The sequence below is a fragment of the Pseudomonas sp. W22_MBD1_FP4 genome, from assembly GCF_052113765.1.
Taxonomy (GTDB): domain Bacteria; phylum Pseudomonadota; class Gammaproteobacteria; order Pseudomonadales; family Pseudomonadaceae; genus Aquipseudomonas; species Aquipseudomonas sivasensis.
Genome location: NZ_JBGQOI010000018.1, coordinates 37,374 through 51,112, shown reverse-complemented (window position 1 = coordinate 51,112; position 13,739 = coordinate 37,374). Strand labels below are relative to the sequence as shown.

The following is a 13,739-nucleotide window of genomic DNA, read 5'->3' as shown; positions in this document are numbered from 1 at the left end:
GTCTGACCAGTTGGTCGCTGAGGGCGATGCTTGAGCGGTTGGCGGGCTGGAAAAATTTTCGTCTATCATCCGCCGCTCGGCTTATGAGGTGATGGATGGACACTCTAGGATTGACCACTGACGCAGCGGGCCACATTCATTGCAGCTGGCGTACCTCGGCGCCGGAATATCCGCGTTACCACGACGATGAGTGGGGTGTGCCGGTGGCGGACGATGTCCAGCTGTACGAGAAAATTTGCCTGGAAGGCTTTCAGGCGGGGATGGCGTGGATCACCATTTTGCGCAAGCGCGAGCAGTTTCGTGCGGCGTTCGAGGGCTTCGATTTTCGTCGGGTGGCGCAGTACGGCGAGGCTGATATAGAGCGGCTGATGCAGGATCCGGGGATTGTGCGTAATCGGGCCAAAATCGTGTCCACCATCAACAACGCGCGCAGGGCCTGTGAGCTGGTGGATGAAACCGGATCGCTGGCGCGGTGGTTGTGGGCGTTCGAGCCGGGTGATGAAGAGCGCCCGGCGGTGGTGGACCTGGCTTACTGGACGGGCAACCCCACCTCACCGGCCTCGGTGCGACTGTCCAAGGCCCTTAAAAAACGTGGCTGGACCTTTGTAGGTCCGACCACGATGTATGCGCTGATGCAGGCGATGGGGATGGTCAATGATCACCTTGAGGGCTGTGCGTGCCGGTCAAGAATCGAAGAACTGCGCTGCCTATTCAAACGCCCCTAGTCCCTGACTCAACGCGGTCAAAACTGTGGGAGGGGGCTTGCTCCCGATAGCGGTAGTTCAGCCAAATGGGCGTCGACTACCCATTGCTATCGGGAGCAAGCCCCTCACACACATAGCGACCGCCCATACTTCTGATGGATGTCTTAGCTGATTATTTTGGAAGAGGGGTCAGCACCTCGGCCTTGTCATCCAACACCATCACCACCAGTAACTTCGCTGGCTGGGTCTGGCTGGCGTTGCTGGATTCAAAGTGCCGCGAACCCGCGGGCTCGTAGAACGATTCGCCGACCTTGTAGGTTATCGCTTTCTCATCATTGACCCGCGAAGTGATCGCGCCCTCCAGCACATAGGCCACCGCCGTCCCCGTATGGCTATGGGGAACGGTGGCCTGGCCGGGGGCGTAATCAACGGTGAGCATGATGGTTTTCTTGCCGGGCACGTTGGTCAGGGCGTGCTCCTGCAGCACCTTGATCGACTCTTGGTTGTACACCGGTTCGTGGGCAAAGGCGCTGAGTGAGGCGAGCATCAGGGTGGTGGCGAGCAGGCGATTCATGTTCGGGTTTCCGAGTAGTTCTAGACCTGTCCACCCTACGCCGCAGAACCTGGCCGACCAATGACCAATCCGCCGGAAAAGCCCCTAGCCAATCTGTTTGAGAATGTCGCGCACCTTGTCCAGCGCCGGGTCTATATCCAGGGTTTCGATGGCGCCGAATCCAATAATCAGCCCAGGGCGCACCGGTGCGTCGTGGAAGAACACATCAAGCGGGTATAAACCCACGTCGGCCTCACGCGCCAATGTCATCAGCAACGGAATGCTCACCGGCACCTTGCACAGCGCCGCCATATGAAACCCCGCCACGGTGGGCACGGCTTCGAACCACGGCGACAAATCCCCGGCCAGTCGTTGCAGGATGCGCTCACGACGCCCGGCATATACGGAGTGGCAGCGGCGGATGTGTTTGAGCAGGTAGCCTTCGCTGATGAACTTGGCCAGCGCCCATTGCGGCAAGGTGGAGCTGTGCTGGTCGGTCAATTGCTTGGCCTTGAGTACCGCGCCGTGGATCGCCGGCGGCAGCACCAGATAGCCCAGGCGCAGTTCGGGCAGCAGGGTTTTGGAGAAGGTGCCGACGTAAGTGACTACGCCGCGGGTGTCCATGCTTTGCAGGGAATCGGTGGGGCGGCCTTCGTAGCGGAATTCACTGTCGTAGTCGTCCTCGATGATGATCGCCCCCAAGTCGAAGGCGCGGACCAGCAAGGCTTCACGGCGCGCCAGGCTCATGGGCATGCCGAGGGGGAACTGGTGGGAGGGGGTCACATAGATCAAGCGGGTGCCGTCGGGGATCTGATCCACCTGAATGCCTTGGTCATCCACCGGCACACTGGCGACCCGGGCGCCCATCGCCTGGAACAACTGGCGTGCGGGGCTGTAGCCAGGGTCTTCCATGGCGACGATGCTGCCTGGTTCCAGCACCACGCGGGCCAGCAGGTCCAGCCCTTGTTGCGCGCCATTGGTGACCACGATGTCGTCATCGCGGCATTTGACGCCTCGGGAAAAGGCGATATGCCCGGCGATGGCACTGCGCAGTGCTGGCAAGCCTTCGGGTTGGCTGTAGAAGCCGCTGTTCTGGGCAATGCGGCGCAGGGCGTCCTGGGTGCAGCGTCGCCATTCGTCTTGTGGGAACTGATTGCGGCTGGTGGCGCCGCCGAGAAATTCGTAGCGCAGGAGGTTGTCGCGTGTGGGGTGGCGCATCGGCGAGGGCAGCGCCTGCCATTTAGCCAGGTTGTTGGCGCAGGCCAGGTCGGTGGCAGTTTGCAGGCGATCCGCTGGGGGCGCCCAAGCGTTAACGAAGGTGCCACGACCGATCTTTCCCACCAGCAAGCCTTCATAGGTCAACGTGGCGTAGGTATCGGACACGGTCTTGCGCGATACGCCCAACTGCTCGGCCAGCAGGCGGCTGGGCGGCAGTTGCGCGCCTGCCGCGAGACGCCCGGACGCAATGGCTTCGCGCAATTGCTGATAAAGCTGAGCCGCCAGGTCCTTGCGGCCTTTGATGACGATGTGCAGTTCCATGTTTCACTCTGAGACAAATCGATCTACGCCAAGGTTACGCGTAAATCGATCTGTAGAAACCCGGGCGAAGTCAGGAGAGGAAACCACCGTCTACATTCAGCGACACACCGGTGGTGTAGCTGGACGCGTCACTGGCCAGAAACAGCACCGCGCCGGCCATCTCGCTTGGGTCGGCCACACGCTTGAGCGGGATCTGCGCCAGGGCCATTTTCAGGATCGCATCGTTCTTCACCAGCGCCGAGGCGAACTTGGTGTCCGTCAGGCCCGGCAGCAGGGCGTTGCAACGGATGCCGAACTCAGCGCATTCCTTGGCGAACACTTTGGTCATGTTGATCACCGCGGCCTTGGTCACCGAGTAGATGCCTTGGAAGACACCCGGCGAGATGCCGTTGATCGAGGCCACGTTGATGATGCTGCCGCCGCCGTTTTCGCGCATCAGCTTGCCGGCTTCCACCGACATGAAGAAGTAGCCACGAATGTTCACGTCAACGGTCTTCTGGAACGCGCCCAGATCGGTGTCCAGCACGTTGCAGAACTGCGGGTTGGTGGCTGCGTTGTTGACCAGAATATCCAGGCGGCCGAACTGCTCGCGAATGCCGGCGAACACCTGGCTAATCTGCTCCATTTCACCAATATGGCAGGCAACCGCAGTGGCCTTGCCGCCGTCGGCGATGATTGCGTCGGCCACATGCTGGCAGCCTTCTAGCTTGCGGCTGGAGACGATCACATGGGCGCCTTGCTGAGCCAGCAACTTGGCGATGGCCTCACCGATGCCACGGCTGGCGCCGGAGACAAACGCAATTTTGCCGTCGAGGTCGAACAGATGAGTCTTGGACATGGGGGTTCCTTGTTTTTGTGCGATCAGAGGGCTGATTTAGCGATTACCTTCAGGCTCATTTGCTCCAGCAGTGAGTTCATGTGAATGAACTGAGCAAAGCGTTTGTCCTGGGTCTGGCCATGGAAGAAACGGTAGTAGATCTGCTGCACGATGCCGGCCAGGCGGAACAGGCCGTAGGTGTAGTAGAAGTCGAAATTATCAATCTGGATGCCCGACCGTTCGGCGTAGTAGTCGACGAACTCGCGGCGGGTGAGCATCCCGGGCGCATTGCTTGGCTGGCGGCGCATCAGTTGCACCGGCGCGGGGTCGGCGGCCTCTATCCAGTAGGCTAGGGTGTTGCCCAAGTCCATCAGCGGATCGCCGAGTGTGGTGAGCTCCCAGTCCAGTACGCCGATGATCTGCATCGGGTTGTGTGGGTCGAGGATCACGTTGTCGAAGCGGTAGTCGTTATGCACGATGCTTGATGTCGGGTGGTCGTCCGGCATCTTGTCGTTGAGCCAGGCCCGCACTGCCTCCCATTTGGGCGCATCGGGGGTCAGGGCCTTTTCGTAGCGGTCGCTCCAGCCGCGAATCTGGCGCGCCACATAGCCTTCGGGCTTGCCCAGGTCGGCCAGTCCGCAGGCGTTGTAGTCGACTTGGTGCAGCTCGACGAACTTGTCGATAAAGCTTTTGCACAGTGCTTCGGTCTTGGTTGCATCCAGCCCCAGCTCAGGCGGCAGGTCGGAGCGCAGGATGATGCCCTTGACGCGTTCCATCACGTAGAACTCAGCGCCGATCACCGATTCATCGGTGCAATGCACATAGGCTTTGGGGCAATACGGGAAGCCATCTTTTAGCTGATTGAGAATGCGGAATTCACGGCCCATGTCATGGGCTGACTTGGCCTTGTGACCGAAGGGCGGGCGGCGCAGGACGAATTCCTGCCCAGGGTATTCCAACAGGTAAGTCAGGTTGGACGCGCCGCCGGGGAACTGACTGATCGCAGGCGTGCCGCTCAGGCCCGGGATATGGGCCTTGAGATAGGGATCGATCAGGCCAGCATCAAGTTCTTCGCCTGGGCGAATCTGGGTCGATTGGTCGTTCAGCGCCATGCTTATCCCTTCTGCTTATTCTAAAGGCCTTGGACTATTTCCTAATCTAATGCGCACGACCGCCCAGCGACAAGGTCGGGGCGGCTTAATAGGTTAGCGTGTTGGATGATGATCAGCGTGCCTGATTGGTCATTTTACGGGCGCGGGTAACACGACCGGCGTGAGCACTGGTCGGCCGGCGAAGTACTCCACCAGATTGTCGGCCACCCGTTGCACGGTGTCGTGAGCGGCTTCCGGTGAAAGGCCGGCCACATGGGAGGTGAGTACGGTATTGCTCAGGTGCTTGAGGGCATCGGGCACTTTGGGTTCGTCGTCGAATACATCCAGCGCAGCCCCACCAATGCGGCGCTGTTCAAGGGCGGTGATCAGGTCGGCGGTAACCACCACGCTGCCACGGCCAATATTGACCAAGTAGCCATTCGGCCCCAGAGCATCCAGGGCGTGACGATCAATCAGGTGACGGGTGCTCGGGCCACCGGGCGTGGCCAGGATCATGAAGTCCGAAGTGCGCGCCAGCTCCACGGCGCTGGCGCAGTAGGTGTAGTCCACATCTTCACGGGGCTGACGGTTGTGATAGCTCACTTCCATACCGAATCCGAGGGCGGCGCGCTTGGCGATTTCCAGGCCCACGGCGCCCAAGCCAAGAATGCCCAGTTGCTTGCCGCCCAGGGAAGGGCGCATCACCTTGGGCCATTCACCGCGCCGCACGGCGACGTCGGTCTGCGGGATGCCGCGCACCAGGGACAGCAACAGCGCCATAGCGTGGTCCGCCACCGACGGCGCATTCACCCCGGCGCCGTTGGTCACGACAATCCCACGATTGCTGGCGGCCTGCAGGTCAACATGTTCGTAACCGGCGCCGATCACACAGATGATTTCCAGCAGCGGCAGCGCGGCGATTTCGTCTGCGTAGAGGCCCAGGGGGCCGCGGGTCAACACGGCGTTGATCTGGCCGCCATGGCGCTTGATGGCTTGGGCTCGTTCGGCTGGGGTTGGCGCCAGGATCACATGAAAGTCATTGCTCTCGATGATTTGCAGGTAGTCGTTGATGGTTTCAACCAGGACCAGAACAGTGGTGGTCATCGGACGGCTCTTCCTTGTGGGGCGGGATGGAAGAGAGAGTATGCGACATTTTATAGGGCGGTGATGCAAGGTCCGCAGGGGGCGGGTAGAGGGCAGTGAATCCATAGCATGGATCCACGCCCTGGTGAGTCGCGCAGTCTTAGCCGATGCGAGGCATTGGGATCATTGTGTTGTTGGGTTTGGGCGCGGCAGCGTATTCAATGCCGTTGAAAGGGAAGCTGGGAGGCTGCTGTGGCTTGGGCTTATCTTGTGCCGCGATTTGATCGGCAATATGCATCGCCACGCTGTCGACCAAGTGGCCGGCGTGGGACAGATTGAGGCTTGAAATCGTCATGGTTGAATCTCCAAGGTTCGTGATAAGGCTCCCTCTGAGTGGGCGAAACAGGCGTCACGTTCCTGACTGGAACAAATTGTCGTCAATTGGATTGATCTGCTTCGTACAACCATTCCTCAGCTAAGTCTTTGCTTATTCAAAAGAATCCCGGACAATCCGGCCCCTTCTATGGTCGGGGCGCTGCCTGTCAGGTTTTTCTGACTCGTCCCGGCCGTGTAAATGCGGAGATCCGACCGGATGAATGATCAGGCCAATAGCGTCGACGAACGCTATGCAACGACACCTGCAACCCTCACAAGCTGGAGCCGCCAGGACACCACCTGGATGCTTGGCCTGTTCGGCACCGCCATTGGCGCCGGTACCTTGTTCCTGCCAATCAACGCCGGCCTGGGCGGTTTCTGGCCGCTGGTGATCCTGGCAGTGCTGGCGTTTCCGATGACCTTCTTTGCCCACCGTGGGCTGACCCGTTTTGTGCTCTCCGGCCGTGAAGGTTCGGACATTACTGATGTGGTCGAAGAGCATTTCGGTATCAAAGCGGGTGCACTGATCACCTTGCTGTACTTCTTCGCGATTTTCCCGATCCTGCTGATCTACAGCGTGGCCCTGACCAACACGGTCAGCAGCTTTATGGAACACCAGTTGCACATCATGCCGCCGCCACGGGCGCTGCTGGCGTTTGTGCTGATCCTCGGCTTGCTGGCGGTGGTGCGTTGCGGCGAACAAGTGATCGTCAAGGCCATGAGCATGATGGTGTACCCGTTTATCGTCGCCTTGCTGTTCCTCGCGGTGTACCTGATCCCGCATTGGAACGGTGGCATCCTCAGCACCGCGAGTGTGGTCCCGGCGCCTTCGGCCTTGCTCAATACCCTGTGGCTGGCGATTCCGGTGATGGTGTTCTCGTTCAACCACTCGCCGATCATCTCGGCGTTCGCGGTTGACCAGAAGCGCCAGTACGGCGAACACGCCGATGAGCGCAGTTCGCAGATCCTGTCCCGCGCGCACCTGTTAATGGTGGTGATGGTGCTGTTCTTCGTGTTCAGCTGCGTGCTGACCCTGTCGCCGGCCCAGTTAGCTGAAGCGAAGGCGCAGAACCTGTCGATCCTGTCGTACCTGGCCAACCACTTCAACAACCCGACCATCGCGTTCGCTGCACCGTTGATCGCGTTCGTGGCGATTGCCAAGTCGTTCCTCGGTCATTACATCGGCGCGAGCGAAGGCCTCAAGGGTCTGGTGCTCAAAAGCGGTCGCCGTCCAGCTGCGAAGACGCTGGACCGTATGACTGCGGGCTTCATGCTGGTGGTGTGCTGGATCGTCGCCACGCTGAACCCCAGCATCCTCGGCATGATCGAGACCCTGGGCGGGCCAATCATTGCGTCGATCCTGTTCCTGATGCCGATGTACGCGATCCGCAAGGTGCCGGCCATGGCCAAGTACCGTGGGCACGCGTCCAACGTGTTTGTCACCGCAGTGGGCCTGGTGGCAATTACTGCATTGATTTACTCGCTGCTGTCCTGAACCCAGGGCTCACGCAAGCAAGCCGATTCGCGCATAGCGCGAATCGGCTTTTTTTTGTCCGCGCAATAGCTGATGCGGCTCAACCGCAGCCGAGCAATGAGGGCTAAGCTTACGCACGCTTTTTGCCAGGATGGGTTGGGCCGATTGAAGACTGAAACCGATGCACCTGTTGCCGTACCGTCGAACCGCATCCAAGACCTGCTGGCTGGCTTATCCATCGCGGGTTTGCTGCTGCCGGAAGCCGTCGCCTATTCCAGTATCGCCGCGCTGCCGCCCCAGGCCGGGGTGATCGCTTTATTTGCAGGCCTGTTGTGCTACGGCCTGTTCGGCACCAGCCACTTTGCGATTGTTTCGGCTACCTCGTCGTCGGCGGCCGTTTTGGCGGCGGCGACGGCGAGCCTGGCGGGAGATGACCCGGCATTGAGGCTTTCCCTGGCCTTCGGGCTGGTACTGCTCACCGGGGTGTTTTTCCTGTTGGCCGGCCTGTTGAAACTTGGCGGCGTCACTTCGTTTATCGCCAAGCCCGTGTTGCGTGGCTTCGCCTTCGGCCTGGCGCTGACCATCATCCTCAAGCAATTGGCCAGTGTGGTGGGCGTGCACCTGACCGATAACAACCTGATCCGTTTTCTGCCGCAGTTGCTGGAGCAGCTACCGCGCTGGAACTGGCCTGCGGCTCTGGTGGCGGGGCTGGCGTTGCTGGTGTTGTGGCTGTGCGCACGCTTCCCGCGTCTGCCGGGTGGTTTGGTGGTCGTGGTGCTCGGCATCGCTGCCGGGCAGTACTTGGACCTGCAGGCCTATGGCGTGGCGCAGATCGGCATGATCGACCTGCGCCTGGAGCTGGGGCATTTGCCGGTGCTGCCGTTTGCCGACTGGCTGCGCCTCGGGGAATTGGCGTTTGCGCTGGTGATGATCCTGTACGCGGAGTCCTACGGCTCTATCAGTTCGTTCGCGCTCAAGCATGGCGACCGCGTGTCCTCCAACCGTGACTTGCTTGCGCTGGGAGTGGCCAACCTGGTCTCCGGTCTGTTCCACGGCATGCCGGCCGGTGCCGGGTATTCGGCGACGTCGGCCAACGAGGCGGCCGGCGCCTATTCGCGCCTGGCGGGGATTGTCGCGGCGCTGGTGATATTGCTGATCGTGCTGACGGTGCTGCCCTATGTCGCGCTCACGCCGGAGCCGGTGTTGGCGGCCGTCGTCATCTATGCCCTGGGTCGAGGCTTGAGTTTGCAGCCGCTGGGGCGTTATTTCCTGTGGCGCCGCGATCGCGTGCTGGTGATTTGTGCGGTGGCGGCGGTGCTCGTGCTGGGCGTGCTGGATGGTTTGCTGCTCGCGGTCGCAATCAGTGTGATGTTGATGCTGCGCCAGATGTCGTCAGCCGACATTCAAGTGTTGGGCCGCCTGGGTGACAGCCATGATTTTGTCGACCGCCTGCACCATGCCGATGCCCTGGCCGTCCCGGGGGTATTGATCGTGCGGCCCAGCGAAGCGCTATTTTTTGCGAACGCCGAGCGCATCCTGGGCGCGGCCTTGCGCCTGATGCGTCATTCCCAGGCGCAGGCGGTAGTGTTGAGCCTGGAAGAATCGCCGGACCTCGACGGCACCAGCATCGAAGCGCTGGCGGCTTTTTTTGCGCAAGTACACGGGGAGGGCAAGCGCCTGGTACTTGCTCGCGTGCGGCATGACGCGCGCGAGGTGTTGCAGGGGCTGCCCGAAGCATTGGCGTCCCATGTGCTGCTCAGTGGCTTGAGCGTCGATGGCGCGGTGCAGTTGGCGCTGGAGGTGAGCAAAGCGTGACGCGTGGGGATTGCTCCAAATAGCGGTGGGTCAGTGGCAGATGCATCAACTGACACTCCCCCATCGGGGGCAAGCCCCCTCCCACATTTGGATCGGTGTCTTCAGCCAGCTCATCTTCAGGATCAGACGGTGGTGCGGTTGAAGGTATAAGGTCGTCCGTTGCGGTCAAAGCTGTGGGAGGGGACAAGCCCCCTCCCACATTTGGAGCGGTGTCTTCAGCCAGCCCACCTTGAGGATCAGGCGGTGGTGCGGTTGAAGGTATAAGGTCGCCCGTTGCGGTCAAAACTGTGGGAGGGGGCAAGCCCTCTCCCATATTTGGAACGGTGTCTTCAGCCAGCTCACCTTGAGGATCAGACGGTGGTGCGGTTGAAGGTATAAGGTTGCTCGTCGCGGCCAAAACTGTGGGAGGGGGCAAGCCCCCTCCCACATTTGGATCGGTGTCTTCAGCCAGCCCACCTTGAGGATCAGACGGTGGTGCGGTTGAAGGTATAAGGTCGTTCGTCGCGGTCAAAACTGTGGGAGGGGGCAAGCCCCCTGCCACATTTGGGTCGGTGTCTTCAGCCAGCCCACCTTGAGGATCAGGCGGTGGTGCGGTTGAAGGTATAAGGTCGCTCGTCGCGGTCAAAACTGTGGGAGGGGGCTTGCTCCCGATAGCGGTGGGTCAGTGACAGAGGGATCAATTGAATGTGTTTGTATTCCAGGCATAAAAAAACGCCGCGTATCTTGCGATACGCGGCGTTTTTGTTACATCAACACCTTAGGCTTGAATCACCGGGATGTTGGCGCTTGCTGCGATCTTGCGGAACTCAGCGATCTGGTCGAAGTTCAGGTAGCGGTAGACGTCGCTGGCCATGGTGTCCAGTTTCGCCGCGTAGCCCATGTACTCTTCGACGGTCGGCAGGCGACCCAGGGTGGAGGCTACTGCCGCCAGCTCAGCCGAGGCCAGGTAGACGTTGGCACCATCACCCAGACGGTTAGGGAAGTTACGGGTCGAGGTCGACACAACAGTCGAGTTCGGTTCTACACGTGCCTGGTTACCCATGCACAGCGAGCAGCCCGGCATTTCCATGCGCGCGCCAGCCTTGCCGTAGATGCCGTAGTAGCCTTCTTCGGTCAGTTGGTGAGCGTCCATCTTGGTCGGCGGCGAGAGCCACAGACGGGTAGGCAGCTGACCCTTGACCTGCTCCAGCAACTTACCGGCAGCGCGGAAGTGACCGATGTTGGTCATGCACGAACCGATGAACACTTCGTCGATCTTCTCGCCGGCAACACTCGACAGCAGACGAGCGTCGTCCGGGTCGTTTGGTGCGCAGAGGATCGGCTCGTTGATTTCGGCCAGGTCGATCTCGATGATTTCGGCGTATTCCGCGTCGGCATCGGCTTCCATCAGCTCTGGGTTGGCTACCCAGGCTTCCATCGCTTGAGCACGACGTTCCAGGGTACGTGCATCGCCGTAGCCTTCGCCGATCATCCAGCGCAGCAGGGTGATGTTGGAGTTCAGGTACTCGGTGACGGACTCTTTCGACAGCTTGATGGTGCAACCGGCAGCGGAACGTTCGGCCGAGGCGTCGGACAGCTCGAAAGCCTGTTCCAGCGTCAGGTCGTTCAGGCCTTCGATTTCCAGGATGCGGCCGGAGAAGGCGTTTTTCTTGCCTTTCTTCTCGACAGTCAACAAACCGGACTGGATCGCGTAGTAAGGAATGGCATGAACCAGGTCACGCAGGGTGATGCCAGGTTTCATTTTGCCTTTGAAGCGCACCAGGATCGATTCCGGCATGTCCAGTGGCATTACGCCAGTGGCTGCGGCGAACGCGACCAGACCGGAACCGGCCGGGAACGAGATGCCCATCGGGAAGCGGGTGTGGGAGTCGCCACCGGTGCCGACGGTATCCGGCAGCAGCATGCGGTTCAGCCAGCTGTGGATGATGCCGTCGCCTGGACGCAGCGATACACCGCCACGGGTCATGATGAAGTCAGGCAGGGTGTGGTGGGTGGTCACGTCGATCGGCTTTGGATAAGCCGCGGTGTGGCAGAAAGACTGCATTACCAGATCGGTCGAGAAGCCCAGGCACGCCAGGTCTTTCAGTTCGTCACGGGTCATAGGACCGGTGGTGTCCTGGGAACCCACGGTGGTCATCTTCGGTTCGCAGTACGTACCTGGACGAACGCCTTTGCCTTCCGGCAGGCCGCAGGCCTTGCCGACCATTTTCTGGGCCAGGGTGAAACCCTTGCCAGTGTCGACCGGTGCTTCAGGCAGCTTGAACAGGTCGGTAGGGCCCAGACCCAATTCGGCGCGAGCCTTGTCGGTCAGGCCACGGCCGATGATCAGCGGGATACGGCCGCCGGCACGAACTTCGTCCAACAGGACCGGGGTCTTCATTTCGAAGGTGGTCAGGACTTCATCGGTGCCGTGTTTGCAGACTTTGCCAGCATGAGGATACAGGTCGATCACGTCGCCCATGTTCATGTTGGTCACGTCGAATTCGATTGGCAGTGCGCCAGCATCTTCCATGGTGTTGTAGAAGATCGGAGCGATCTTGCTGCCGAAGCAGAAACCGCCGGCACGCTTGTTCGGTACGTAAGGTACGTCGTCGCCGAAGAACCACAGTACCGAGTTGGTAGCGGATTTACGCGAAGAGCCGGTACCGACCACGTCACCGACGTAGGCGATCGGGAAGCCTTGGCCGCGCATTTCTTCGATCTGCTTCATCGGGCCGGTCTTGCCTTGCTCGTCCGGCACGATGCCTTCGCGAGCCATTTTCAGCATGGCCAGGGCGTGCAGTGGGATGTCAGGGCGGGACCAGGCGTCCGGAGCAGGGGACAGGTCGTCGGTGTTGGTTTCGCCGGTGACCTTGAATACGCGCAGGCTGATCTTGTCGGCCAGGGTAGGGCGGTTGCGGAACCATTCGCCGTCAGCCCAGGACTGGATTACGGCTTTAGCGTGCTCGTTGCCGTTGCGGGCTTTTTCGGCGACGTCGTGGAACGCGTCGAACATCAGCAGGGTGTGCTTGAGTTGGGCCGCGGCGACAGGCGCCAGCTCGGCGTCGTCCAGCAGCTCGACCAACGTCACGATGTTGTAGCCGCCTTGCATGGTGCCGAGCAGTTCGACAGCGCGTTTCTTGTCGATCAGGGGGGAAGTGGCTTCGCCCTTGGCCAGGGCAGACAGGAAACCGGCCTTGACGTAGGCAGCTTCGTCAACACCAGGTGGAATGCGGTTGGTGATCAGGTCAACGAGGAATTCTTCTTCGCCGGCTGGAGGATTTTTCAGCAGCTCGACCAGGCCTGCGGTTTGTTCGGCGTTAAGCGGCTGGGGAACAATACCCAGGGCTGCACGCTCTTCGATATGTTTGCGGTAGGCTTCAAGCACAGTTATTACCCTCATCAGTGGTCCCACGGGACGCTCATCCAGAAATGAACGGCACGCATGCGCTCGGGGGCTTTTTGGGCCGCAAAGCCAGCGCTGCCGGCATTCCTCACAGAAGCTGCTTTCAAAGTTTTACGCCTGCAGAACGGAGCTGATGAGGGTTGGCGCGGTTGTTGACCTACCGGGGTCAAGTCCGCGCCAACACCGTTCTGAAGGAACGACTGTGCTCGTGACGCTTTGAAAACAGCTTCCAGCGGATTATTGGCGCCTTACAAGGCCGGATGATTCTACGGCAAAAAATTTCTAAAGGTAAGTTGCCATGGCAAGTTTGCTGGGTGATCAACCTTAGACAAAGGGCTAACATGGCGCACTGTTTCGCTGATTTGCGTGTCGTTGCCCATGTCCAACCAAACCATCAAGACCCCCTGCGTCGGCCTGTGCTCCACGGTTTACGGCGATCTGGTGTGCCGTGGCTGCAAGCGCTTCCACCACGAAGTAATCCTGTGGAATGGCTATAGCGAAGAAGAAAAACGTGCGGTATGGCTGCGCCTGGAGCAACTGCTGGTGCAGGTGATGGCCGGCAAACTGGAGATTTTCGACCCCAAGACCCTGCGCGGTCAGTTGGAGCAGCGCAAGATCCGCTTCGTGCCGCACCAATCCGAGTACTGCTGGGCATACCAGTTGATTGCGCGCGGGGCGCGGGTCATCAATAACCTGGAGGCGTACGGCATGGTGCTGTTGCCGGAGTTTCGTGATTGGGCGTTGCCGGAACTGCGCGATGCCATCGACCGTGAGTTCTTTATCCTGTCCGAGGCCCACTACCAGCGCTATATCGCCCCAGGGTTCCTCAGGGATGCGCTCTCTACCTGACGGCAAAAATCGGAATGTGGGAGGGGGCAAGCCGCCCCCCACATTGGACGTCGG

General features: G+C 60.3%; 11 protein-coding genes. 4 read left to right on the top strand and 7 right to left on the bottom strand.

Features of this window, described 5'->3' with window-relative positions; genetic code table 11:
- Positions 1-95 precede the first annotated feature (95 nt).
- Positions 96-725: a DNA-3-methyladenine glycosylase I gene (locus ACEN2T_RS21835; protein ID WP_442117520.1), complete on the top strand. Its 630-nt coding sequence runs from the start codon at positions 96-98 to the stop codon at positions 723-725.
- A 151-nt stretch (positions 726-876) separates the two neighbouring features.
- Here ACEN2T_RS21835 and ACEN2T_RS21830 read toward each other — a convergent pair whose 3' ends face one another.
- The 6 genes from ACEN2T_RS21830 to ACEN2T_RS21805 form a co-directional block, all read right to left on the bottom strand.
- The gene (locus ACEN2T_RS21830) at positions 877-1,278 is read right to left on the bottom strand and encodes a cupin domain-containing protein (RefSeq protein ID WP_032887193.1); all 402 of its coding nucleotides are present in this window, start codon (positions 1,276-1,278) and stop codon (positions 877-879) included.
- An 84-nt stretch (positions 1,279-1,362) separates the two neighbouring features.
- Positions 1,363-2,796 (bottom strand): MocR-like pyridoxine biosynthesis transcription factor PdxR, encoded by a 1,434-nt coding sequence (gene pdxR / locus ACEN2T_RS21825; RefSeq protein WP_442117519.1) that lies wholly within the window; start codon positions 2,794-2,796, stop codon positions 1,363-1,365.
- A 70-nt stretch (positions 2,797-2,866) separates the two neighbouring features.
- Positions 2,867-3,634: an SDR family oxidoreductase gene (locus ACEN2T_RS21820; RefSeq protein WP_032887191.1), complete on the bottom strand. Its 768-nt coding sequence runs from the start codon at positions 3,632-3,634 to the stop codon at positions 2,867-2,869.
- Positions 3,635-3,657: 23 nt separating this feature from the next.
- Positions 3,658-4,725: a phosphotransferase family protein gene (locus tag ACEN2T_RS21815; RefSeq protein ID WP_442117518.1), complete on the bottom strand. Its 1,068-nt coding sequence runs from the start codon at positions 4,723-4,725 to the stop codon at positions 3,658-3,660.
- Positions 4,726-4,854: 129 nt separating this feature from the next.
- Complete coding sequence (locus ACEN2T_RS21810; protein ID WP_442117517.1) at positions 4,855-5,808, bottom strand: 2-hydroxyacid dehydrogenase; 954 nt, start codon at positions 5,806-5,808, stop codon at positions 4,855-4,857.
- Between the two features lie 139 nt (positions 5,809-5,947).
- Positions 5,948-6,142 carry a hypothetical protein gene (locus tag ACEN2T_RS21805; RefSeq protein ID WP_442117516.1) on the bottom strand — a complete coding sequence of 65 codons (195 nt, stop codon included), beginning with the start codon at positions 6,140-6,142 and terminating at the stop codon, positions 5,948-5,950.
- A 237-nt stretch (positions 6,143-6,379) separates the two neighbouring features.
- Here ACEN2T_RS21805 and ACEN2T_RS21800 point away from each other — a divergent pair, with 237 nt between their 5' ends.
- Both ACEN2T_RS21800 and ACEN2T_RS21795 read left to right on the top strand, forming a co-directional pair.
- Positions 6,380-7,657, top strand: a complete 1,278-nt coding sequence (locus ACEN2T_RS21800; RefSeq protein ID WP_032887187.1) for a serine/threonine transporter — start codon at positions 6,380-6,382, stop codon at positions 7,655-7,657.
- A gap of 144 nt (positions 7,658-7,801) precedes the next feature.
- Positions 7,802-9,451 (top strand): SulP family inorganic anion transporter, encoded by a 1,650-nt coding sequence (locus ACEN2T_RS21795; RefSeq protein ID WP_442117515.1) that lies wholly within the window; start codon positions 7,802-7,804, stop codon positions 9,449-9,451.
- A gap of 757 nt (positions 9,452-10,208) precedes the next feature.
- Here the strand turns inward: ACEN2T_RS21795 and acnB are convergent.
- On the bottom strand, positions 10,209-12,818 hold the full coding sequence (gene acnB, locus ACEN2T_RS21790; RefSeq protein WP_032887185.1) for a bifunctional aconitate hydratase 2/2-methylisocitrate dehydratase: 2,610 nt from the start codon (positions 12,816-12,818) through the stop codon (positions 10,209-10,211).
- A gap of 396 nt (positions 12,819-13,214) precedes the next feature.
- Between acnB and ACEN2T_RS21785 the strand changes: the two genes are divergently transcribed.
- Entirely contained in the window at positions 13,215-13,685 is a 471-nt protein-coding gene (locus ACEN2T_RS21785) for a DUF1289 domain-containing protein (protein WP_032887184.1), read from the top strand.
- Positions 13,686-13,739 lie beyond the last annotated feature (54 nt).

Coding starts and splice junctions, on each gene's coding strand:
- ACEN2T_RS21805 (WP_442117516.1), bottom strand. CDS start 6,142: ATGACGATTTCAAGCCTCAATCTGTCCCACGCCGGCCACTTGGTCGAC.
- pdxR (WP_442117519.1), bottom strand. CDS start 2,796: ATGGAACTGCACATCGTCATCAAAGGCCGCAAGGACCTGGCGGCTCAG.
- ACEN2T_RS21800 (WP_032887187.1), top strand. CDS start 6,380: ATGAATGATCAGGCCAATAGCGTCGACGAACGCTATGCAACGACACCT.
- ACEN2T_RS21830 (WP_032887193.1), bottom strand. CDS start 1,278: ATGAATCGCCTGCTCGCCACCACCCTGATGCTCGCCTCACTCAGCGCC.
- ACEN2T_RS21810 (WP_442117517.1), bottom strand. CDS start 5,808: ATGACCACCACTGTTCTGGTCCTGGTTGAAACCATCAACGACTACCTG.
- ACEN2T_RS21835 (WP_442117520.1), top strand. CDS start 96: ATGGACACTCTAGGATTGACCACTGACGCAGCGGGCCACATTCATTGC.
- ACEN2T_RS21815 (WP_442117518.1), bottom strand. CDS start 4,725: ATGGCGCTGAACGACCAATCGACCCAGATTCGCCCAGGCGAAGAACTT.
- ACEN2T_RS21820 (WP_032887191.1), bottom strand. CDS start 3,634: ATGTCCAAGACTCATCTGTTCGACCTCGACGGCAAAATTGCGTTTGTC.
- ACEN2T_RS21785 (WP_032887184.1), top strand. CDS start 13,215: ATGTCCAACCAAACCATCAAGACCCCCTGCGTCGGCCTGTGCTCCACG.